Annotated in this window: 19 protein-coding genes; 15 read left to right on the forward strand and 4 right to left on the reverse strand. The window is 53.0% G+C overall.

What is annotated here, in order from left to right:
- Positions 1 to 13 precede the first annotated feature (13 nt).
- Genes H7F11_RS04260 through tilS form a run of 11 tightly spaced genes read left to right on the forward strand, consistent with a single transcriptional unit; the run spans position 14 to position 12,509 of the window.
- Positions 14 to 544, forward strand: coding sequence for an OmpH family outer membrane protein (locus H7F11_RS04260; RefSeq protein WP_193649951.1), 531 nt, complete (start codon positions 14 to 16; stop codon positions 542 to 544).
- Entirely contained in the window at positions 544 to 1,608 is a 1,065-nt protein-coding gene (gene lpxD / locus H7F11_RS04265; RefSeq protein WP_193649952.1) for a UDP-3-O-(3-hydroxymyristoyl)glucosamine N-acyltransferase, read from the forward strand. The genes H7F11_RS04260 and lpxD overlap by 1 nt, the downstream gene beginning before the upstream one ends.
- Complete coding sequence (fabZ, locus tag H7F11_RS04270; RefSeq protein WP_193649953.1) at positions 1,598 to 2,047, forward strand: 3-hydroxyacyl-ACP dehydratase FabZ; 450 nt, start codon at positions 1,598 to 1,600, stop codon at positions 2,045 to 2,047. The genes lpxD and fabZ overlap by 11 nt, the downstream gene beginning before the upstream one ends.
- The gene (lpxA, locus tag H7F11_RS04275) at positions 2,044 to 2,826 is read left to right on the forward strand and encodes an acyl-ACP--UDP-N-acetylglucosamine O-acyltransferase (protein ID WP_193649954.1); all 783 of its coding nucleotides are present in this window, start codon (positions 2,044 to 2,046) and stop codon (positions 2,824 to 2,826) included. The genes fabZ and lpxA overlap by 4 nt, the downstream gene beginning before the upstream one ends.
- Positions 2,823 to 3,764, forward strand: coding sequence for a Gfo/Idh/MocA family protein (locus tag H7F11_RS04280; protein ID WP_193649955.1), 942 nt, complete (start codon positions 2,823 to 2,825; stop codon positions 3,762 to 3,764). The genes lpxA and H7F11_RS04280 overlap by 4 nt, the downstream gene beginning before the upstream one ends.
- Positions 3,765 to 3,812: 48 nt before the next feature.
- Positions 3,813 to 4,922 (forward strand): DegT/DnrJ/EryC1/StrS family aminotransferase, encoded by a 1,110-nt coding sequence (locus H7F11_RS04285; RefSeq protein WP_193649956.1) that lies wholly within the window; start codon positions 3,813 to 3,815, stop codon positions 4,920 to 4,922.
- 13 nt (positions 4,923 to 4,935) lie between these two features.
- Positions 4,936 to 6,054, forward strand: a complete 1,119-nt coding sequence (gene lpxB, locus H7F11_RS04290; RefSeq protein ID WP_319803338.1) for a lipid-A-disaccharide synthase — start codon at positions 4,936 to 4,938, stop codon at positions 6,052 to 6,054.
- Positions 6,055 to 6,095: 41 nt separating this feature from the next.
- Positions 6,096 to 6,698 carry a ribonuclease HII gene (locus H7F11_RS04295; RefSeq protein WP_193649958.1) on the forward strand — a complete coding sequence of 201 codons (603 nt, stop codon included), beginning with the start codon at positions 6,096 to 6,098 and terminating at the stop codon, positions 6,696 to 6,698.
- Complete coding sequence (gene dnaE, locus H7F11_RS04300; protein ID WP_193649959.1) at positions 6,695 to 10,201, forward strand: DNA polymerase III subunit alpha; 3,507 nt, start codon at positions 6,695 to 6,697, stop codon at positions 10,199 to 10,201. The genes H7F11_RS04295 and dnaE overlap by 4 nt, the downstream gene beginning before the upstream one ends.
- A gap of 30 nt (positions 10,202 to 10,231) precedes the next feature.
- The gene (locus tag H7F11_RS04305; protein ID WP_193649960.1) at positions 10,232 to 11,182 is read left to right on the forward strand and encodes an acetyl-CoA carboxylase carboxyltransferase subunit alpha; all 951 of its coding nucleotides are present in this window, start codon (positions 10,232 to 10,234) and stop codon (positions 11,180 to 11,182) included.
- On the forward strand, positions 11,160 to 12,509 hold the full coding sequence (gene tilS / locus H7F11_RS04310; RefSeq protein ID WP_227485238.1) for a tRNA lysidine(34) synthetase TilS: 1,350 nt from the start codon (positions 11,160 to 11,162) through the stop codon (positions 12,507 to 12,509). Before H7F11_RS04305 ends, tilS begins: the two co-directional genes overlap by 23 nt.
- Before the next feature lie 6 nt (positions 12,510 to 12,515).
- On the opposite strand, the gene dksA is transcribed toward tilS, so the two are convergent.
- Positions 12,516 to 12,980 (reverse strand): RNA polymerase-binding protein DksA, encoded by a 465-nt coding sequence (gene dksA / locus H7F11_RS04315; protein ID WP_193649961.1) that lies wholly within the window; start codon positions 12,978 to 12,980, stop codon positions 12,516 to 12,518.
- Positions 12,981 to 13,100: 120 nt separating this feature from the next.
- Here dksA and H7F11_RS04320 point away from each other — a divergent pair, with 120 nt between their 5' ends.
- Positions 13,101 to 13,865 carry an HAD family hydrolase gene (locus H7F11_RS04320; protein WP_193649962.1) on the forward strand — a complete coding sequence of 255 codons (765 nt, stop codon included), beginning with the start codon at positions 13,101 to 13,103 and terminating at the stop codon, positions 13,863 to 13,865.
- Positions 13,866 to 14,122: 257 nt separating this feature from the next.
- Here H7F11_RS04320 and H7F11_RS04325 read toward each other — a convergent pair whose 3' ends face one another.
- The gene (locus tag H7F11_RS04325) at positions 14,123 to 14,362 is read right to left on the reverse strand and encodes a YdcH family protein (RefSeq protein WP_193649963.1); all 240 of its coding nucleotides are present in this window, start codon (positions 14,360 to 14,362) and stop codon (positions 14,123 to 14,125) included.
- Positions 14,363 to 14,710: 348 nt separating this feature from the next.
- Here H7F11_RS04325 and galU point away from each other — a divergent pair, with 348 nt between their 5' ends.
- Positions 14,711 to 15,655, forward strand: a complete 945-nt coding sequence (galU, locus tag H7F11_RS04330; protein ID WP_193649964.1) for a UTP--glucose-1-phosphate uridylyltransferase GalU — start codon at positions 14,711 to 14,713, stop codon at positions 15,653 to 15,655.
- Between the two features lie 5 nt (positions 15,656 to 15,660).
- Positions 15,661 to 16,410 carry a PilZ domain-containing protein gene (locus tag H7F11_RS04335; protein WP_193649965.1) on the forward strand — a complete coding sequence of 250 codons (750 nt, stop codon included), beginning with the start codon at positions 15,661 to 15,663 and terminating at the stop codon, positions 16,408 to 16,410.
- Positions 16,411 to 16,442: 32 nt separating this feature from the next.
- On the opposite strand, the gene H7F11_RS04340 is transcribed toward H7F11_RS04335, so the two are convergent.
- Both H7F11_RS04340 and H7F11_RS04345 read right to left on the reverse strand, forming a co-directional pair.
- Positions 16,443 to 17,621 carry a glycosyltransferase gene (locus H7F11_RS04340; protein ID WP_193649966.1) on the reverse strand — a complete coding sequence of 393 codons (1,179 nt, stop codon included), beginning with the start codon at positions 17,619 to 17,621 and terminating at the stop codon, positions 16,443 to 16,445.
- 15 nt (positions 17,622 to 17,636) lie between these two features.
- Complete coding sequence (locus H7F11_RS04345; protein WP_193649967.1) at positions 17,637 to 18,761, reverse strand: glycosyltransferase family 4 protein; 1,125 nt, start codon at positions 18,759 to 18,761, stop codon at positions 17,637 to 17,639.
- Positions 18,762 to 18,963: 202 nt separating this feature from the next.
- Here H7F11_RS04345 and H7F11_RS04350 point away from each other — a divergent pair, with 202 nt between their 5' ends.
- The gene (locus tag H7F11_RS04350) at positions 18,964 to 20,934 is read left to right on the forward strand and encodes a DNA topoisomerase IV subunit B (RefSeq protein WP_193649968.1); all 1,971 of its coding nucleotides are present in this window, start codon (positions 18,964 to 18,966) and stop codon (positions 20,932 to 20,934) included.
- Positions 20,935 to 20,969 lie beyond the last annotated feature (35 nt).

The raw sequence follows: 20,969 nt of genomic DNA on the forward strand, positions 1-20,969 counted from the left end.
CGGTGATATGGGTATGATGCGTCAGTTACTTCTGGGTCTGGGTTTGCTGCTGTTTGCCGTGATGGCCTTCGCGGACCCCATGAAAATCGGCTTTGTCGATCTTGATAAAGCCCTGCGCGAGCTTCCAGAAGCGCAGGTCGGCGCGGCGAACCTCAATAAGCAGGTGGAGGCCAAGCAAAAGGAAATAGAATCCAAGCGCCAACAGATAGATACTTTTCAGAAATCGCTGGAAAAAGATTTCCCGCATTTGAGTAACGCCCAGCGGCAGGATCGTGAAGCACAATTGCAAAATATGATTCTCAGTCTTCAGCAATTTCAGCGCCAGGCTCAGGATAGCCTCAACTATCAGCGCAATCAGATCCTCAAGAATATTCAGACCCAACTGGTCAAGGTGGTCAGTCAAATTGGCCGTGCCGGGCATTATACGGTCATCCTCAATGACAAGTCGGTATTGTATGTCAGTGGTGCCATTGATTTGACCGGGCAGGTGGTGGCAGCCATGAACAGCACGATGAGTGCGGCAAAGTCCGCAGGTAAAAAATAATGAGAGCAACCGGCGCGCATCGTCTCCAGGATCTGGCACAACACATCGCTGGAGAAGTGCGCGGCGATGCGGAATACCTGATTACCGGAATGGCGCCTCTTGATACCGCCGAGGCTGGGGATATTACTTTTTTCCAGGCGAGCAGCCTGCGCAGCTGTTTGCAGTCCAGTCAGGCTGGTGCCGTTATTCTCAGTCCTGAATCTGCCGATGAATTTTCTGGAAACTGCATTGTTGTCAAAAATCCCTATGCGGCTTTCGCTAAAATCATGCAGTACCTGTTTCCTGTGGCCCGGCATGAACCGGGTATTCATCACAGCGCCCAACTGGATCGAAATGTACAGATCCATCCTGAGGTACGCATGGATGCTTTCGTCAAGGTGGCGGCGGGGGCACAGATTGCGGCCGGAGTTTGGCTGGAGGCAGGGGTATTTGTGGGCGCTGACGTTCAGATAGGAGCGGGAACCCATGTTTATCCCGGTGCAAAAATCTATTCTGGTTGCCGCATAGGCGAACGTTGTATTCTCCACGCGGGTGCGGTTATTGGTGCGGATGGTTTTGGGTTTGCGGAAGAAAACGGGAAATATCTGAAAATTCCCCAGATAGGCGGGGTATTGATCGGCAATGATGTGGAGGTAGGTGCCAATACCTGTATTGATCGTGGTGTTCTGACCGATACAATCCTTGCCGACGGGGTCAAGATCGATAATCTGGTGCAAATCGGTCACAATGTACAAATAGGCGCGCATACCGTGATTGCTGGTCAAGCTGGCATAGCGGGCAGTACCCGTATTGGCAGCCATTGCCGGATTGGCGGGCAGGTTGGCGTTACCGGACATGTTGAAATAGCGGATAACTGCGTGATTGCCGGACAAAGTGCGATTACCCATTCCCTGCGTAGCCCGGGGGTTTATTCGGGAGTGGTCCCAGCCCATGAAATTACGCGTTGGCGGCGCATTGTTGCCCGCTTTGACGGGCTGGATACCTTGTTCCGGCGGGTAAAAACTCTGGAGAAAAAATCTGCGCACCAAGCATCATCTGACGGAGAGCCATTTCATGGAGAGTGAACTGAATATTCAGGATATTATGAAGCGATTACCGCATCGCTATCCTTTTTTGCTGGTAGATCGTGTGCTGCATTTGGAGATAGGAAAGTCGTTGCGGGCAGTCAAAAATGTTACCATGAATGAGCCTTTTTTTCAGGGACATTTTCCGGCCATGCCCGTCATGCCGGGGGTTTTGATTATTGAGGCCCTGGCCCAGGCAGCCGCTCTGCTGGCTTTTGTTTCGGAAGATAAATATGGTGAAAATGCCGCCGTATATTTTGCCGGTATTGATAAGGCCCGCTTCCGCAAACCGGTCACTCCAGGCGATCGCCTGGAACTGCTGGCTAACGTCAGTCGGCGTCGTTCGGGAATGTGGCAAATGGAAACCCAGGCACTGGTAGATGGTCATGAGGTGGCTTCAGCCCTGTTGCTAGCGACACTTCGGGAAACTGCTCAATGAGCGTGAATATTCACCCTACGGCCATCGTTGATCCAAGTGCCATTGTTGGTTCTGATTGTAAAATTGGTCCTTACGCAGTGATCGGTGCTGAGGTAGAGCTGGGCGCTCATTGTCAGATTGGTGCGCATGCGGTACTGGAAGGTCCGACCCGGATTGGCAGCCATAACCATATTTTTCAGTTTGCTTCGGTGGGTACGGCCCCTCAGGATTTAGGCTACAAGGGCGAGCCTACGGCACTGGAAATCGGTTCGCACAATACCTTGCGGGAGTTCGTGACGGTGAATCGCGGCACGATAAAGGGTGGCGGTGTGACGCGAATTGGTAGCCACAATCTGCTCATGGCCTATTGTCATGTGGCCCATGACTGCCGCATCGGCGATCAGGTAGTGATGGCCAATGCAGCCACGCTGGCCGGACATGTATGTATTGAAGACCATGCCATTCTGGGTGGTCTTACTGCTGTACATCAATTTGCGCGTATTGGTTCGCACGCTATTCTGGGTGGGGGGACCATGGCGCCCCTGGATATTCCACCCTATATGATGGCTGCCGGGAATCATGCCAGTCTTCATGGTATTAATGTCCGTGGTCTGGCCCGGAGAGGCATTTCCCGTGAGACCATTTTACAAATCAAACGCGCTTACAGAATTTTGTTCCGCTCTGGACAGCGTCTGGATGATGCTATGGAAGAGGTGCGCAAGCGTGGTCTTGATGCCCCGGAAATCGCCCATCTACTGGACTTCATCCAGAACAGCAAGCGAGGAATTACCCGGCCATGAAAAATCTCAAAACAGCCGTGATCGGTGTGGGTCATTTAGGTCGCTTTCATGCCCAGAAATATGCCAATTTGTCCGATCTGCAAGGCATTTATGACGCCAATCCGGATCGTGCTGCTGAAGTGGCCAGGGAACTGGGTTGTCGGGCTTTCGCCAGCATTCCTGAGCTGCTGGCATCAGTAGAGGCCATATCCATAGCAACTCCAACTTCAACGCATCATGCGGTGGCTGAAGAAGCATTGCGTGCAGGAGTGCATTGCCTGGTTGAAAAGCCGTTCACGCTGGATATTCCGGAAGCAGATGCCCTGATTGCCCTGGCTCAGGAACGTCAACTGGTTCTGGCTGTGGGGCATATCAAAAGAGTGCATCCAGCCATTCGCCATTTGCGTCAGGCGGGTTATGGCGCCCCGCGTTACCTGGAGGCAGAGCGTCTGGCACCGTTCAAACCCCGTTCTCTGGATATTGATGTCATCATGGATCTTATGATTCATGATCTGGATCTGACCTTACTGTTGACCGGGGCCGAACCTGTTGATGTGCGTGCGGTAGGCGTTGCCGCAGTGACCGACAAGGCCGACATGGCCAATGCCTGGATTACTCTCAGTAACGGTACCGTAGTGAACCTCGCGGCCTCCCGGGTGGTGCGCGAACCGGCACGACGCTTGCGGATTTTCTGGCAGGACCGTTACGCTTCTGTGGATTTTATCCAGAATACCCTGCACATTTACCATCGCGGAGAAGGCGCCGTCCCAGGTATTCCCGGTGTTCGGGATGAAGCCGTCAATTTGGCTAAAACCGATGCCCTGGCCGCAGAAATTGAAGATTTTCTGGGTGCGGTGCTTAATCAAACTCCAGTATTTTGTGATGGTATGGCGGGTCGCCGGGTATTGGCGGCAGCGCTGCACGTACGCAAGGCGGTGGATGGTTTTCTTTCCCGCTGAGGGATGGACCAGACCCAGTCAATGGATTTTTAAACAGGATATCAATACATGAGCCATAGTACAGCCATTCCCATGGTCGATTTGCGTGCACATTTTCAGCCACTGCGTGAAGAAATTCTTGCCGGACTGGGAAAAATTCTGGATCAGGCGGGTTTTATCCTCGGTGAACACGGTCGTGCTCTGGAACAGGATGTGGCTCAACTCTGTGGAGTAGCCCATGGGGTAGGCTGCGCGTCGGGAACAGATGCATTGTTGCTGGCTCTGCGTGCTTTGGGGATTGGGCCTGGGGATGAGGTCATTGTGCCTACCTTCACCTTTATTGCTACGGCAGAAGCGGTCCTTTACGTGGGTGCCAAGCCGGTCTTTGTAGACGTGGACCCGCAAAATTATGTGCTGACCGCGTCACTCATTGAAGCGGCCATCACCGACCGCAGCAAAGCCATTATTCCGGTTCATCTTTATGGGCTGCCTGCCGATATGCCCGCCATCATGTCTTTGGCGCAGCAGCATCATCTGAAGGTCATTGAAGATTGTGCCCAGGCTATCGGGGCCAGTATTCATGGGCGTGCGGTGGGAAGCTTTGGTGATATCGGCTGTTTTTCCTTTTTCCCCAGCAAAAATCTTGGCGGTGCTGGTGATGGCGGCATGGTGGTGACCAATGATCCGGAACTGGAAAAACAATTACGGGGCTTGCGCAATCATGGTTCATGGCAGACTTATCATCATGATGTGTTGGGTTATAACAGTCGTCTGGATGAAATGCAGGCATTGATTTTGCGCACGGAATTTCCGCATCTTTCTACTTTTAATGCGGGTCGTCAGCAGGCGGCTGCCTGGTATGCCGAGCATCTGGCGGGCCTGGATCTGCAGTTGCCCCATGCACCAGAAGCTTATCAGCATGTATACCACCAATATACGATTCAGCTGGAAGGTCGGGATGCGGTAAAAGCCGCCTTGCAGGCAGAGCACATTGCCAGTGCCATTTATTATCCCATACCCGGTCATCGCCAGAAAATGTTTGGTGATCAGCCTCAAGGTCATTGTCCGGTAGCGGATAAGCTGGCCGAGCGGGTTTTGTCCTTGCCCATGTTTCCCGAGCTGCAAGAGGCGCAGGTTGCCCGGGTGGCAGAGGTGATTCGCCGCACGCTGAAGGATTAAAGCATTGGGCAAGGTGTTTATCCTTGCTGTAGAGCGTTCCGGGGAAAATCTCGGACTGGAAATCATGGAAAATGCGACTGCTGCTGGCCTGAATTTACATTGGTCAGGAGTAGTGGGTTCGCGTTTGCAGGCCGCCGGCGTTGAAAATATTGCCGACGGGGAACCACTTGCCATCATCGGTCTGGTTGAGGTTCTGCGCCATTATGGGGCGCTACGCCGACTGTATCATCAGGTTGTATCGCATCTGAAAAAAGAAAGGCCCACTTGTGTCATTCTGATTGATCACCCAGCATTCAATATGCGCATTGCCAAGGCGGCCAAGGCACTGGGCATTCGCGTTCTTTATGTGGTGGGGCCGCAGATTTGGGCCTGGCGCGGGCAGCGCATTCATCAAATCAAGCAGATTGTTGATCAAATGCTGGTGCTTTTTCCCTTCGAAGTGCCCATTTATGCCGAAGCCGGTGTTCCGGTGCAGGTTCTGGCCCATCCTTTGCTGGCACAGACTACTGCTGCACCCGATCGTTTGACTGCTCGGGCGGCTCTGGGGCTCGAAGCGGAGGATCAGGTCCTCGCCTTGCTGCCCGGCAGCCGGCGTGGTGAGCTGGAAAAACTTTCCCGCCGTTATGCACAAACCGCAAGTATTCTGCGAGAACAAATGCCCCGGTTGAAAATTGTCGTGGCACTGGCTCGTGATGAACTGGCGTCGGCTTGGAACCACCAGTGGCAACAGGGAGCAGGCCCCTGTGATGCTCTGGTGGTTATTGCCCAAACCCGCACAGTACTGTCAGCCGCCAATGTGGTACTGGTGGCTTCCGGAACCGCGACCCTGGAAACCGCACTGATGGAACGTCCGGCGGTAGTGGTTTATGCCCTGAATGCCCTGACCTACGCTTTTGCGCGGCGCCTGGTTAAAACCCCTTTTGTGGCTATGCCCAATATTTTACTCAAAGAGTCTGTTTATCCGGAGTTTTTGCAGGATGCCTTTAAACCCGGACAAGTTGCTGCAGCTCTGTTACCCTTATTTACCGAGGCTGGGCACAAACAGGTCCAGCGCCTGAAGCAGATACGTGACTTGTTGCAGGGGGATTCCCCGGAGGCGCTGCAACAGGTATTACGGAAAATGCTTTCATGACGGGTAAATCCAAAAATGGCCAGTGGCATGAATAATTGAGGATGAGTACAGCCAGAATATCTCCGGTTTTGGAGCACTGGGGACCCTCGTGCGCGGGTGTGGATGAAGCCGGTCGTGGTCCGCTGGCGGGGCCGGTCATTGCGGCGGCGGTGATTTTGCGTGAACCTCTGTACGGCCTGAATGACTCCAAGAAAATGACCGCCAAGGCCCGCCTGCAATGGGCTGCCAGAATTCGGCAGGAAGCGCGGGCCTGGTCGTTGAGCTGGGCGGCAGTGTGGGAAATTGAGCGCTACAATATTTTACAGGCCTCTTTACGGGCCATGTCCCGGGCTATTGCTGCCCTGCCAGTGCGTCCGGAGCTTGTTGTTGTGGATGGTAACCAGTCACCGCCGGGCTGGCAGGTTGAGACTCTGGTGGGCGGTGATGGTCGGGTAGATGCTATTGCAGCGGCCAGTATTCTCGCCAAGGTGGCCAGAGATCAGACCATGCAGGTGTTGGATGCTTATTATCCGCATTATGGCTTGGCCCGGCACATGGGTTATGGAACCGCAGTCCATATGCAGGCATTACAGCGATATGGACCTTGTCCGCTGCATCGACGTGGTTTTGCTCCGGTGGATCGAGCCTGGGAGGCAAAGCAGTGAGTGAACCGACTTTTGTCCATCTTCATGTGCATTCCGAATATTCGCTGGAGGATGGCATTATTCCGGTCAAGGCGCTGGCCAAGCGCTGTGCCGAAAAAAATATGCCGGCAGTGGCGATTACGGATCACGGTAATCTTTTTGCTCTGGTGAAGTTTTATAACGCCGCCCGCAGTCAGGGCGTGAAACCACTGATCGGGAGTGAAATCTGGGTCCACGATGAGGGCGATGCAGACCGCCCCGCCAGCCTGATCTTGTTGTGCATGAACAAAACCGGTTACGCCAATCTCAGCCGTCTGTTGAGTCGCGCCTATCTGGAGGGACATCAGCAGGGCCGCCCGCAAATTGCCGCCGAATGGTTGCAGCAGGCCAGTGATGGATTAATTGCCCTTTCCGCAGCGGGGCAGGGTGAAATCGGTCGGGCTTTGCTGCGCCGCGATCATGCGCAGGCTGAACGGTTGGCAAAACGCTATGCAGACTGGTTTCCCGAACGCTTTTATCTGGAACTGCAACGGAATGGCGAAAAAGATCAGGAAAGTCTGCTGCAAGCAACCCTCGGGCTGGCCGAAAAGCTGGATTTACCGGTGGTGGCTACCAATAATGCCCATTTTCTGGATGCCGCCGATTTTGCCGCCTTTGATGCCCGGCAATGCATTTCTGCAGGGCTGACACTGGATGATCCACGCCGGCCAAGACGTTTCACCGCCGCGCATTGTTTGCCGGATCCAGAGGAAATGCGCACACTTTTTGCGGATTTACCCGAAGCTTGTGACAACACGGTAGAAATTGCCAAACGCTGTAATATGGAGTTGGTGTTGGGCCAATACGCCTTGCCTGATTATCCGATTCCTGAGGGCCAGTCTGTGGATGAATATCTGCATGAAGCGGCTCAGAAAGGGCTGCAGACGCGTCTGGATGCGCTGCAGATTCGTGCCCAGGATAGCCTCCCCTACCATGAACGCCTGCTGCGTGAAGTAGGCGTTATTCAACAAATGGGTTTTCCCGGCTATTTTCTGATTGTGGCGGACTTCATCCAATGGGCCAAGAACAATGGGGTTCCGGTCGGACCCGGACGCGGTTCGGGCGCCGGTTCTCTGGTGGCTTATGCTTTGGGAATCACCGATCTGGACCCGATCAGTAACGGCCTGCTTTTTGAACGCTTTCTGAATCCAGAACGGGTATCCATGCCCGATTTCGACGTGGATTTCTGTATGGATCAACGCGATAGGGTCATTCAGTATGTCGCCGAAAAATATGGTCGCGAACGGGTCGGCCAGATCATTACCTTTGGAACAATGAAAGCGCGGGCGGTGGTCCGGGACGTCGGCCGGGTGCTGGGACTGCCCTACGGGTTTGTGGACCAGCTCGCCAAGCTGGTGCCCGGTGATTTGGGCATGACCCTGGCCAAAGCCCTGGAAGAATCCGAAGAGTTGCGGCGCCGCCAGACCGAAGAAGACGACGTACGCGATCTTCTGGATATTGCCTTGCGTCTGGAAGGGTTGCCGCGCCATGCCTCCACCCATGCGGGGGGGGTTGTCATCTCTCCAGAGCCGCTGGCGGATCGTTTACCGCTATTTACGGACAGTTCTGGTGGTGGTGGTAATGTGACCCAGCTCGACAAGGATGATGTCGAAAAAATGGGTCTGGTCAAATTCGACTTTTTGGGTCTGCGCACCCTGACCATTATTGATATGGCGGTAAAACTCATTAATGCCGCTGCCGTCACGGAGGACCTTGCGCCCCTGGATATTCAGCAACTCCCGCTCGATGATCCAGACACTTTTGCACTGCTGAAATCCACGGAAACCGTGGCCGTGTTTCAGCTGGAATCATCGGGCATGCGTGATCTGGTGCGGCGTCTGCAACCCGATACTTTTGAGGATATTGTCGCCCTGGTGGCCCTGTTTCGTCCCGGTCCTTTGCAGTCGGGCATGGTGGACGATTTTATTGCTCGCAAGCATGGCAAGGCCCAGGTCAGTTATTTGCACGCCAATCTCGAACCCATTCTCAAGGAAACCTACGGCGTTATTGTTTATCAGGAGCAGGTCATGCAATCGGCGCAGGTCCTGGCAGGCTATTCCCTGGGGGGTGCCGATTTGCTGCGCCGCGCCATGGGCAAGAAAAAACCCGAAGAAATGGCCAAACAACGCAGTATTTTTCTGGAGGGCGCACATAAAAATGGCCTGCATCCCGATCAGGCAGGAGCTATCTTCGATCTGATGGAAAAATTTGCGGAATATGGTTTCAACAAATCCCATTCTGCGGCCTACGCTCTGGTTTCCTATCAGACGGCTTATCTCAAGGCCCATTATCCCCAGTTTTTCATGGCGGCGGTTCTGACTGCAGATATGGACCATACCGACAAGGTCGTGGCGATGATCGCCGAATGTCAACGCATGGGCCTACGCATTGCCCCGCCCAGCGTGCAATGCAGTGGTCTGGAGTTTAAACCCGAAGGCAGGCAGGATATCCGTTTTGGTTTGGGGGCGATCAAGGGCCTGGGACGGGCGGCGATTCAGAGTATTCTGGAAGCGCGTAAAGAAGGTCCTTTCCAGAGCCTCTTTGACCTGCTTTGTCGGGTAGATAGCCAAAAAATCAATCGCCGCGCGCTGGAGGCCTTGATTCGGGCCGGCGCCATGGATGACTGGCAGGTGTCCAGAGCGGACCTGATGGCTTCTCTGGAAAGCGCCATTGAAGCAGCCGCCCAATTTCAGCAAAGCCAGGCCAGTCTGCAGGAGTCCCTTTTTGACGGGCTGGAAGCACTGCCTGTCGCACCCCCCATTTGTCATGCTGAGCTGTGGACCTCCACAGAAATACTGCGTCAGGAACGGGAAACCCTGGGCTTTTATTTCAGCGGCCACCCCATGGATGATCTCCGTGCGGAACTTGCCGAGCTGGGCGTGCAGCCTTTGAGCAATATTGCGGTGGGAACCGTTATGTTGGTTGCCGGATTGGTGGTGGCGCGGCGCAGCACCCGTACCAAAAGGGGCGATCGTATTTATTTTCTCACTCTGGATGACGGTGTGGGGCGTCTGGAGGTGGTGGTATTTGCCGAAGTCTGGGCCCATGCGGGAAAAATCGGAGAAGGTGAAGAACCCGTGCTGGTCCTGGGTGAGGTCGGCGAAGACAACTATTCCGGTGGTCTGCGGCTCAGCGCCCTGAGGGTGCTGGATCGCCAGCGGGCTCGTGAAGAGTTGGCAACACAATTGGTCGTGGAAATTCCTCAGGGTGAGTCGCTGGCTCCCGAGCTTTTGCATGACTGGCTTCAGCAATATCCGGGCTCTGTGCGTCTGCTCCTGCGTTTACCGGTGGACAATGACCTGCAGGTGCTGTTAAAAGTTCCGGAAAGCTTAAGTTTTGTGGCGAGTGAAGAAGCCCTGGCGGCACTGCAGGCGCATATGCCCGAGGGATATCAATGGCAGTGGACGTACCGTGCTGCCACTTCGCTGGTAAATAATGTGATTCCTCTGGAACGTGGACAGCGCAAGACCCGGCGTCCCGCCTGAGGCAAGTTTTCAGATTGTTCAGGAGTACCTATGAAAATCAGTTATCTGGATTTTGAACAGGGTGTAGCGGAGCTGGAAGCCAAAGTAGAAGAGCTGCGTGCTCTGGATCAGCCCGGTATTGCCGATGAAATCAAACGCCTCGAAGTGAAGGCCCGCAAGGAGCTGCAGCGCATCTACAGTAAGTTGGGTGCCTGGCAGACTGTACAGGTGGCGCGGCATCCCCAGCGCCCCTATACCCTCGATTATGTGCAGGCCCTGTTCAGTGAAGTGCAAATTCTGGCCGGAGACCGCGCTTTTGCCGATGATCAGGCCATCATCGGCGGCTTGGCCCGCTTCAATGATCAGCCGATTGTCTGGATGGGGCATCAAAAAGGGCGCGATACCAAGGAAAAAATCCAGCGTAATTTTGGTATGCCTCGCCCTGAGGGGTATCGCAAGGCACTGCGCCTCTTGCGTCTGGCCGAACGCTTTCAATTGCCGGTATTTACTTTTATTGATACGCCTGGTGCCTATCCTGGAATCGGTGCGGAGGAACGCGGTCAAAGTGAGGCCATTGCCCGGAATCTGGCGGTCATGTCCGATCTCGCCGTTCCCATCATCTGTACCGTTATTGGCGAAGGCGGGTCAGGCGGCGCGCTCGCCATAGGCGTGGGTGATCGGATGCTGATGCTGGAATACAGTGTTTATTCTGTTATTTCACCAGAAGGCTGTGCGTCCATTCTCTGGAAAGATGCCGGAATGGCAGCAGAAGCGGCAGAAACCCTCGGCATTACCGCTCGCCGTTTACAGTCTCTCGGACTGGTAGACGAAGTCCTGGTCGAGCCCATGGGCGGTGCCCATCGTGATCCGGAAGCCGTTTTCACTCTGGTCCGGGAGCGGTTCGCCCAGCATCTGGACGAATTGAAAGCGATGGATACCAGCAAATTACTGACCACCCGTTATGAACGCCTGATGCACTATGGAGTGGTCGGCGCGGCCTGATCTGGAGCTAAAGCTCCAGATCATTCTCCAAAAATGGGAACTCCTGCCTCGGGAGCGCCCGTTTTTTGTGGCCTATAGTGGCGGATCAGATTCAACCGCTTTGCTGGTCGCCCTGGTGGCATTGGGTTGTCCTGTGCGGGCCTTGCATGTAGATCATGGCTGGCACGCCGAGAGCCCGGACTGGGCGCGTTTTTGCGTCGCGCAGGCCAGCGCCCTGGGTGTCTCCTGTACGGTGCTGCATTTACCTCCAGAAACTTCAGGAGAAGGCCCGGAAGATCGGGCGCGTCGCGGTCGCTATGCGTTGCTGGCGGCGCAGCTTCAGGCCGGGGACTATCTGCTGACCGCTCAACATCAGCAAGATCAGGCCGAGACTTTTTTCCTGCAGTTATTGCGGGGTACGGGTATTGCCGGACTGTCTGCCATGCCCCGGCAGAAACCCCTGGGGGCAGGGGTGTTGCTTCGTCCTTTTTTGCAGTTTCCCAAACAGGCACTGCTGGATTACCTCCAGGAAAAGAAAATCCCCTATATTTCCGATCCTGCAAATCAGGATCCCCGTTATGACCGGACCCGTGTCCGTGAGCAGCTGTTACCTCTGCTCGAAAACCTCGGCTGGCCGCATGCCGTGACTACCGTGGCCCGAACGGCAGAAAATCTGGGCGATGTTCACGAACTCGTCGATGACTGGTTTGCCTTGTATTGGGATCGGCACCAGTCAGAACACCCCGGGTTGAAGGAAGACGCGTTGTCCTTAAGCTTTTTGCAGCAGTTATCTCCAGCCCGGCAAAGGATGTTTTTGCGGGGCTGGCTGCAACGTCTTCAGTGTCCATTACCCTCCCGGGCGCGTCTGGAGGTCCTTCAGGACGCACTGCAGACCGCTACAGCCAAAAGCATTCAATGGGAGGGAGGTGCCGCCTGCAGGATTCAGGGGAAAGTACTCTATCTAATTCGTGCCCCGGAGTTTGATGATAATTGGCAAGAGGGTAGCTGGGATATTTCCCGGCCCCTTCCTTTTCGCGGCTGGGAATGCCGGTTACTGGCGCAAGGGTCTGGGGAAGGAGTCAGTCATGCTTTGCTCGCGGAGTGTGCCCAGGTCAATTTATATTGGCGGCGCCGTCAAAACGGTGAGCGGTCACGGATGGCTAACGGACAGCATCGAACGGTGAAAAATATCATGCTGGAGGCTGGCATACCGCCAGAGTGGCGAGCGAATATTCCCCTGCTGTGGGATGAAGCCGGGCACTTGTTGTGCATTCCCGGTTATTATCTGGCGTCGTGGGTGCGCGCCCCGATGGGGGCGCGCGCTGCGCTCTGCCTGCTCCGAAAATAAAAGTTTTCAGTCCTGCGCCATTTGTTTTTCACGTTTTTCTTCAAGTGTTTTGCAATCAATGCAAAGCGTGGCCGTTGGTCTGGCTTCAAGGCGCCGCAGACCAATTTCCACACCACAGGATTCGCAATAACCGTATTCATTTTCTTTGATGCGACCCAGAGCCTGGGTGATTTTGCGAATCAGTTTGCGTTCCCGGTCTCTTGCCCGTAATTCCAGACCCATGTCGGTTTCGAGACTGGCGCGATCATTGGGATCCGAGTAGTTGACGTTTTCCATTTGCATGTGTTGCACAGTACGATCGACCTCAGCCATGAGTTCGCCGCGCCAGTCTTCCAGAATTTTCTGGAAGTGAGCGATTTGCGCGTCGTTCATGTATTCTTCGTCAGGCTTTGGTTCGTAAGGAACAAATGCGGTGTATTGCTGAACATTTTTGGGGCTGATGCCAGCAGTTTGAGAGGCTTGGTCTGCCATGTGATCTTCCTGTCCTTGTAATAAATCCGCTTACGTTTAACAGAGATCAGCCATTTTGGCAATCTTGCAGCTTGCGTTTACAATGCCAGCTCCTTCAACTCTGTACCAGGAATAAAGCTTATGCCCTTGCGCGCCCTGATTTTTGATGTGGACGGAACTCTTGCGGATACCGAGCGGGATGCTCACCGTGTGGCTTTCAACCAGGCCTTTGCCGCTGCAGACCTTCCCTTTGAATGGGATGTGCCTACGTACGGGCATTATTTGAAGGTGACCGGTGGCAAGGAGCGATTGCGCAGCTTTTTGAATGATCATCCTGATTATCCGCAGCTTGGTGATGCGGATATTGCCAGAATCCACAAGCAGAAAACGGGTTTTTATGTGGAGATGATGGAAGCGGGTCTTTTACCCTTGCGCCCCGGTGTAGAACGTCTGCTGAATGCGGCCAGAGATGCCGGTCTGCCCGTAGCCATAGCGACCACGACCACCCCAGCCAATGTGGAGTCCCTGCTGAAAAGCACCCTGGGTAAAGATGGACCCGGGCGTTTCCAGACTATTGGCGCTGGGGATATTGTGCCGCATAAAAAACCTGCCCCGGATATTTACTTGTATGTGTTGCAGCAACTGGGTTTTCCGGCCCCAGACTGTCTGGCTCTGGAGGACTCGGAAAATGGCTTGCGTTCTGCCGCCTCTGCCGGTTTGGCTACGGTGATTACGCAAACGGAATACACGCAACACCAGAATTTTTCAGCGGCTCTGCGGGTGCTTGATCAACTCGGCGAGCCCCAGGCTCCTGCACAGATTCTGCAGGGACGCGAAGCGGGTGCACGCGTTGTGGTGGATGTGGATCTGCTGACCCAATGGTGGGAAGAAAAAACGCAGCATTAACCTGGAAACGGCCGTTGGCCGTTAAGCTTTTTGCGCCAACGTCCCTTGCCTGTTGTTCTACGGCTCATCCTGCTGTCAGGAGAGAACTCGCCCTTTGGGCTCAAACAGCTCTTCTGAAGGGCGCAGGATTTCACGAAGAACAACAACGGCGCGGGCCAAAGTCGCGGCAAAGCTTAACGGCCAACGGCTGCTTCCAGGATTTATCAACCAAGAACACCCGAAGATGATGGGTGTTCTTTCTTCGGGAATGTACAGGCTTAATCCGATGTGAGCATCCGGTATATTTCATCTTTCAGGAGCAGGCGTTTTTTCTTCATTTCTTCCAGACTTTGTGAACCGCTAGCCGCATCATTGCGCTCAATGTGCTCAATGTGGGCGGTCAGTTCATTGAACTCTTCATAGCGCCGGGCAAAATGCCCTTGTTCTGCCAGGAGTTGGTCCATGTGTTCAGCCAGTTCAGGAAATTCTGCTTTCAAGTCTTGATGTTCAGTAATCATACATATTCTCCGGTAGTGATTGGATCCACTGGCTGCCTGTGGGGCAACAGGACACGCCCTCTGCGATCAGTATAGCCTGCTGTTTTGCGCACGAAAAGCAGACAAAACCTGTTTCACAGGGATAGCGTGTTTCAATTTTGTTAAAGTTTTGGGTTTATTTACTGTTTTGGTTTTAATCAAAAATATTTTTCTGAGAATAAATATGTATCACATTTTTTACGCCTGGCATCTGTCTATGGATGATTTTTTAGAAGAAGGGACGGTGAAGAACACCATTTGCTTTGCATGGTATAAGAATTGCTAATGCTTGGTAACTAAAATTTTGACCCTGCAAAAATGAGGTGTGTCATGCAGAAACATGTTCCGGATGTGGCAAAAAAATCTGTTTCGACCGCAGTCTTTCCGGTGGCAGGCATGGGTACCCGTTTTCTTCCTGCTACAAAAGCAACTCCTAAGGAAATGATGCCCGTGGTGGACAAACCGCTGATTCAATATGCCGTAGAAGAGGCTTTGGCAGCAGGTTGTGATCGTCTGGTATTCATAACGGGGCGGGGCAAACGTGCTATTGCCGACCATTTTGATGTCGCCTATGAGCTGGAAACAGAACTTGAAAAGCGCGGTAAAACAGCTCTACTGAAGGAAATTCAGAATATTGTGCCGCGCGGTGTGACTACGACATTTATTCGCCAGCCTCGGGCTTTAGGGCTTGGTCATGCGGTGCTTATGGCTCGTGATGTGGTTGGCGATAATCCCTTTGCGGTGCTCTTGGCGGATGATCTGATTCTTTCAGAAAAGCCGGTGCTTTTACAGATGAAAGAGCAGTATAGCCGTTATCAGACGGCTATACTGGCAATTCAACAGGTTCTGAGGGAAGAATGCAGTCGTTATGGAATAATCGCTTCATTGGGTCAGGAAGAACAAATTGTGCGTATCGGCGGGATCGTTGAAAAACCATCGCCTAAGTCAGCTCCTTCCAATTTAGGGGTGGTGGGCCGCTATGTGCTTCCTGCAAGAATTTTTGACCTTCTGGAAGAATTGCCCTCGGGCGCTGGAGGTGAAATTCAATTGACGGATGCCATTGCCCGTTTAGCTCTTGAGCGTCAGGTGCTTGGTTATGAATTTGAAGGACAGCGCTTTGATTGTGGCGATAAGTTTGGTTACCTCCAGGCCATTATCGAGTTTGCACTCAGGCATCCTGAATTTGGTAAAGAGTTCAAAGCATATCTCGTTAAAAGAATGGTTCAGACAGGGAAAAAGAGTAGGTCAGTTGCCAAAGTCACTTGTGCTGGATGAAGCATATGGCTAGCACTGAGAGCACTACAAATGATCTGAGCCTCATATTGCCTCCCCGCGCCGGACAAACATTTAGAGAGTATCTGCAAGTAATTGAAAAAATTTTTCAGGAAATAGTACATGAAGATCAGGCTACTCTTCTCAGTGCCATGCTGACTCGTGAAGTAATCGTATTTTCATCCGCCGAAGCGGATTCCGGGCAGCTGTGCAGTCTTTATAGCGTGAGTTCAAGTACTATTTCTCTAAAATTTAGTGTTTCCCAGAGATTAAGTCATGTTACTAATAATGAGCGAATTATGGTAATTATTGGATATGGTAACAACTTCTATGCTTTTTTCGCGAAATTTTTATACAATTATGATAACATCGCGATAGTTGCCGCGCCATTGGCTGTTTATAAGCGATCAGTGCGAAAATATTCGCGAATTAATATAACAGAACCGCTTAAAATATCTTGTAAAAATGGTCAGAATTTTGATGGTGAAATGGCCGACTTTAGCCCTACTGGGATACGTTTTATTATGCCAACTATCAAAGTTAAGAAGCGAGATACCATGTTAGTGGAATTTACATCGGGTGAGTGTGGGACTTGTGAAACGCTTGTTCAGGTGACTCGCAGTCAAAGGCTTTCTTCCGGTACGCGCAGTCAGATGGCTGTGCGTATGTTATTGACCGGGATGATGAAGAATAAAATGGAGTATATGTATTGGTGTTGCCGCAAGGTGCAATCAGGTAGCGCTCAATTGAAATACTGAAGCAATGTATGTGCATGTTGAATGTGCAGATATCATAATTTTTGCTTAGTTCTGTTTTCGTTAATGGTCTCTCGGTAAAATTCTGCCAGTTTTGCGACCATGGCGCTTTCTGCCCAATCCTGGGCGAGCTTTCGGGCCTCATCGGATAATTGCTGACGTAAATTTTCATCGGCGAGAAGTTCAGCGCAAGTTCGTGCGAACGTATTGGCTTCGGCAGGCGCTGATCGGGTGCCTAAACCGCTGCGGAGAACATCTGCTGCACCCATGGCCGGAACGGCAACAATGGGCAGTCCTGCGGCCAGAGCTTCCAGTAATACCATACCCTGTGTTTCCGTTTCCGATGCGAACACCAGCAGGTCTGCAGCCGCATACGCCTGAGGTAATTCAGCAACATGATCAAGGTAACCCAAAAAGCGGACGTTTTGTGCCAACTGGCTTGATTGCACCTCGTTTTCCAGGTGAGATCTGGCTGGCCCATCACCAACGAGTAGCAGCAGAATATCGGGAAATTGTTGCCTGAGCCGCTTTAACATGGACAGGAGCAGTCCGATATTTTTTTCGGGGGCCATGCGTCCTGCGTACAGCAGGACAGGACAGTTTTGGTCCATATTATAGCGCATTCTAAAATCCTGGCGATGACCTGTATTATGGGTCTGATGGCTTATGCGGATGCCGGTGGGAATCACTCTTGTGGGGGTACGGATACCATAATTCCAGAGAACTTCAGCCATAGCTTGGGACGGAACAATTAAACCGTTTATGGCTGCACATTGCTGGCGCGATGGAATGCGTGCCATAGCTTTACGCAGCGGACCGGGGATTTTTCCGTAGTAGTGGCCGAGATACGCTTCAAAATAGGTATGGTAGGAACTGATGACGAGCAATCTCAAACTTCGTGCCAGATGATTTCCCAGATAGTGGGCGACAAAAGGGGTCTGGATATGCAGGATATCGTAGTGGCGAGCTTTGAGACCGGATTTTATTTTCAATAAGGCGAGGGGTTGCATGAATCGTTCTTCGGGGAAAAAAGGGATTTTACGTGCCGGAATACGGTAAATTCCGCTCTCTTCAGAAGTGCAGTAGCCATAATCCGGAATCAGTAAATCGACCTCGTGTCCCAGCAATTCCAATCCTTGGCGAAAGCTGCGAATAGAAGTGGCCACACCACTGATGCGTGGAAAATAAGTATCAGAAATCATGAGAATACGCATGGGTTGTCCGAAAATTCAGCGAGCTGAAAGTTGTTGTTGATAGGTGGCTTCGAGAATGTCAAAGCTGCGTGTCCAGCTTTGTGATTCCGCACGCAGGCGTCCGGCATTGCCCAAACGCTGGCGTTCAGCGGAATTGCCATAGAGTGTTTGCATAGCTGTTTCCATGTCGCTATTGCGCGGAAGCAGCAGTCCATGTTCGCCATGAATGACTTGTTCGCAGACGCCCGGACAGTCATAGGCAATGATGGGCAAGGCGCTGGCTTGTGCTTCAAGCACCACATTACCGAAGGTTTCACTACAGGATGGAAAGCAGAACAAATCGGCGCTGGCGTACCAGCGGGCGAGATGCATGCCGCTTTGCATGCCCGCACAATAAATCCGTTCATTGGCGTCCTGGTCGATTTCACTGCGTAGCGGGCCATCGCCGACCAGAACGAGGATTGCCCGGGGATGGTTCCTGCTCAGTTTGCGAAAGGCTGCGATCAGGGGCGGCAGGTTTTTTTCCCGCGCCAAGCGTCCTACATAAAGCAATAGCAAATCCTCATTACCCAGTCCCAGATCCTGACGGATTTGGGTATCACGCCATTGCGGATTAAAGCGCTGCGTATCTACCCCGCGTCCCCACAGCTGCAGGCGCTGAAATCCCTGTTGTCGGAGTCTTTGCAGGGTACCGTGACTGGGTACCAGCGTTTGCCGGGTCGCATTATGAAAATGACGTAAATAGAGACGCGCTATGTGGCGTAGGGCAGGAATCCCATAAAACGAAAAGTATTGGTCGAAATTGGTGTGGAAGCTGGTCACAACGGGCAAACCCAGTTTGCGCGCAGCGATGAGTGCCGCATAACCCAAAGGTCCTTCAGTAGCAATGTGTACCACCTCACTGCGCCAGGTCTGCAAGCAGCCAGTCAGATAGCCTGGATGGGTCCAACCTAATTTGACCTGGGGATAAAAAAACAGAGGGAATGCTTTCACCAAGCCTTCCTGATCAGCCTCGTCAGATTGGCGGGGTCGAATGACCTGAACTTCGTGACCGCGTGTCTGGAGTTCTTCGACAGCCTTCCCTAAGGTAAGCGCTACGCCATTAATTTCTGGAGGATAAGTCTCGGTGATCAGAGCGATTCTGAGTTTGCCTGTTATCATGCCTTACCGTTTGCTGAATGACTTGCAGGGCGAAGCTGCTCTGCAGCTTTTCCACCTGACCTCGTCCTGATGATAACGGAGAAATATGACAATTTGATGAATCCTGATGACATGCTGCTCAAAGACATTATTCCGTTTATGATGGGCCCGGTAGCCAGCCCGAACTGAATTTAGGACACGATGATTAAGGAACCCTACTGTTTTGAACTATAGTGCTGAACAATTCACTGTCCTTAAGGGCCTGGAGCCCGTGCGTTTGCGCCCGGGCATGTACACGCGTACCACCTGTCCGACGCATATGGTTCAGGAACTCATTGATAACTCTGCGGATGAAGCGCTGGCCGGACATGCGACCCGAATTGAAGTCACCGTGCTCAGTGATGGGTCGGTCGTTGTCGAGGACAATGGTCGGGGGATTCCGGTAGGGATTCCTCCCGGTGAGACGCGTCCTGCAGCAGAATTGGCCTTTACTACCCTGCATGCAGGGGGAAAATTCGACAAGACTGACAAGTCTTCGGCTTACCGCTTTTCGGGCGGTCTGCATGGGGTGGGTGTGGCAGTCACCAATGCACTGTCCAGTCGCTTGCTGGTGGAAATTCATACCCGGGATCCGCAAGGGGGTGGATATGGTCATTATCGTTTGAGCTTTGTGGACAGTATGCTTCAGGAAGCCTTGACCCGCGTGGAAAACAGTCAGGCCCGCCGTCATGGGACTCGGGTTCAGGTTTGGCCGGATCCCCAGTATTTTGATTCAGCTCGGGTCAATACTCGGGAGTTGACGCACTTGCTGCGTGCCAAGGCTATTTTGCTGCCCGGTTTGCAGGTGATTCTGAATTTACCGGAGCAGGAGGCGCTGGTCTGGCAGTATGATTCTGGCCTGGCGGAGTATCTGGAGGAAATGCTTGCGGAAGCAGAGCCCATTACCCCGGTTTTTGCAGGTGAAATGTATCAACACGATGATAGTAATGGTTTCGCTCAGGGAGAGGGGGCGAATTGGGCGTTGTGTTGGGGTGCCCAGGGTAATCCACGTCCGGAAACCTACGTCAATCTGATTCCAACACTCGATGGTGGAACCCATGAATCGGGGTTCCGCGCTGGTGTTTTTGAAGCTGTGCGCAGCTTTATGGAACACCACAGTCTGGTGCCGGCCAAGGTGAAGCTGGTGCAGGATGATGTCACCGGCAAAATGGCTTTGGTGCTTTCCGCACGGATTCTTGATCCCCAGTTTCAGGGGCAGACCAAGGACAAACTCACCAGTCGCGAAGCCTATAAGCTTATGGTGCAGACCATTCGCGATCCTCTGGATTTGTGGCTGAACAGCCATCCCGAGGCGGGCAGGGCCATTGTCGAGCAGGCTATTCAGAGCGCACAGCTGCGCAGTCGCGTGGCGCAAAAGATAGAACGCAAGAAAGGCTCGGGTTTGGCGACCTTGCCGGGCAAGCTGACAGATTGTGAAAGTGAGGATATTCAACGCAATGAACTGTTTCTGGTAGAAGGAGATTCTGCGGGGGGGTCTGCCAAAGCGGCTCGTGATAAAGAATATCAGGCGCTTTTACCGCTCCGGGGCAAGGTGCTGAATACCTGGGAGGTGGATGCAGACCTGATTTTCAAAAATCAGGAAGTCCACAATATGGCCGTGGCACTGGGTATTGAGCCGCATGGTGTCGCGGCGGATCCTGAGCAGGTGCTGGCGGGGTTGCGCTACGGCAAAATCATGATTCTCTCTGATGCGGATGTGGATGGGAGTCATATTCAGGTGCTGATTTTAACGCTGTTTCTGCGCCATTTTCCGGCACTGCTCAGACGTGGGCATGTATTTGTGGTGAAGCCGCCCCTGTATCGGGTAGATGCTACCTGGCGCGGCAAGGCCCGCAAAATCTATTGTGAAGCTGAAGCAGAGCGGGATGTGGCCATGGATCGTCTTCGCGCAGAAGGCGTCAATGAGTCTGCTATTGCGGTGCAGCGTTTCAAGGGCCTGGGCGAGATGAATCCGGATCAACTCTGGGAAACGGCCATGTGTCCCGACACCCGGTCTCTGGTGCCCTTGACCATGTCGCTATCTGATCAGGCTGCTCTCCATGAACGCTTCAGTCTGCTCATGAGCAAACAGTCGGCGGGCGGGCGTCGGGAATGGATGGAAAGAGATGGCTGGACGGCCGATCTGGATATTTGAGGAGATAACTGTGGTGGATGTTCAGAAAGGAATCC

This window comes from Acidithiobacillus sp. HP-2, from assembly GCF_015100155.1.
Classification (GTDB): Bacteria; Pseudomonadota; Gammaproteobacteria; order Acidithiobacillales; family Acidithiobacillaceae; genus Acidithiobacillus.

Excerpts from the sequence above, each read along its gene's own strand:
- H7F11_RS04260 (WP_193649951.1), top strand. The coding sequence starts at position 14 with ATGATGCGTCAGTTACTTCTGGGTCTGGGTTTGCTGCTGTTTGCCGTG.
- lpxD (WP_193649952.1), top strand. The coding sequence starts at position 544 with ATGAGAGCAACCGGCGCGCATCGTCTCCAGGATCTGGCACAACACATC.
- fabZ (WP_193649953.1), top strand. The coding sequence starts at position 1,598 with ATGGAGAGTGAACTGAATATTCAGGATATTATGAAGCGATTACCGCAT.
- lpxA (WP_193649954.1), top strand. The coding sequence starts at position 2,044 with ATGAGCGTGAATATTCACCCTACGGCCATCGTTGATCCAAGTGCCATT.
- H7F11_RS04280 (WP_193649955.1), top strand. The coding sequence starts at position 2,823 with ATGAAAAATCTCAAAACAGCCGTGATCGGTGTGGGTCATTTAGGTCGC.
- H7F11_RS04285 (WP_193649956.1), top strand. The coding sequence starts at position 3,813 with ATGAGCCATAGTACAGCCATTCCCATGGTCGATTTGCGTGCACATTTT.
- H7F11_RS04295 (WP_193649958.1), top strand. The coding sequence starts at position 6,096 with ATGAGTACAGCCAGAATATCTCCGGTTTTGGAGCACTGGGGACCCTCG.
- H7F11_RS04305 (WP_193649960.1), top strand. The coding sequence starts at position 10,232 with ATGAAAATCAGTTATCTGGATTTTGAACAGGGTGTAGCGGAGCTGGAA.
- tilS (WP_227485238.1), top strand. The coding sequence starts at position 11,160 with ATGGAGTGGTCGGCGCGGCCTGATCTGGAGCTAAAGCTCCAGATCATT.
- dksA (WP_193649961.1), bottom strand. The coding sequence starts at position 12,980 with ATGGCAGACCAAGCCTCTCAAACTGCTGGCATCAGCCCCAAAAATGTT.
- H7F11_RS04320 (WP_193649962.1), top strand. The coding sequence starts at position 13,101 with ATGCCCTTGCGCGCCCTGATTTTTGATGTGGACGGAACTCTTGCGGAT.
- H7F11_RS04325 (WP_193649963.1), bottom strand. The coding sequence starts at position 14,362 with ATGATTACTGAACATCAAGACTTGAAAGCAGAATTTCCTGAACTGGCT.
- galU (WP_193649964.1), top strand. The coding sequence starts at position 14,711 with ATGCAGAAACATGTTCCGGATGTGGCAAAAAAATCTGTTTCGACCGCA.
- H7F11_RS04335 (WP_193649965.1), top strand. The coding sequence starts at position 15,661 with ATGGCTAGCACTGAGAGCACTACAAATGATCTGAGCCTCATATTGCCT.
- H7F11_RS04340 (WP_193649966.1), bottom strand. The coding sequence starts at position 17,621 with ATGCGTATTCTCATGATTTCTGATACTTATTTTCCACGCATCAGTGGT.
- H7F11_RS04345 (WP_193649967.1), bottom strand. The coding sequence starts at position 18,761 with ATGATAACAGGCAAACTCAGAATCGCTCTGATCACCGAGACTTATCCT.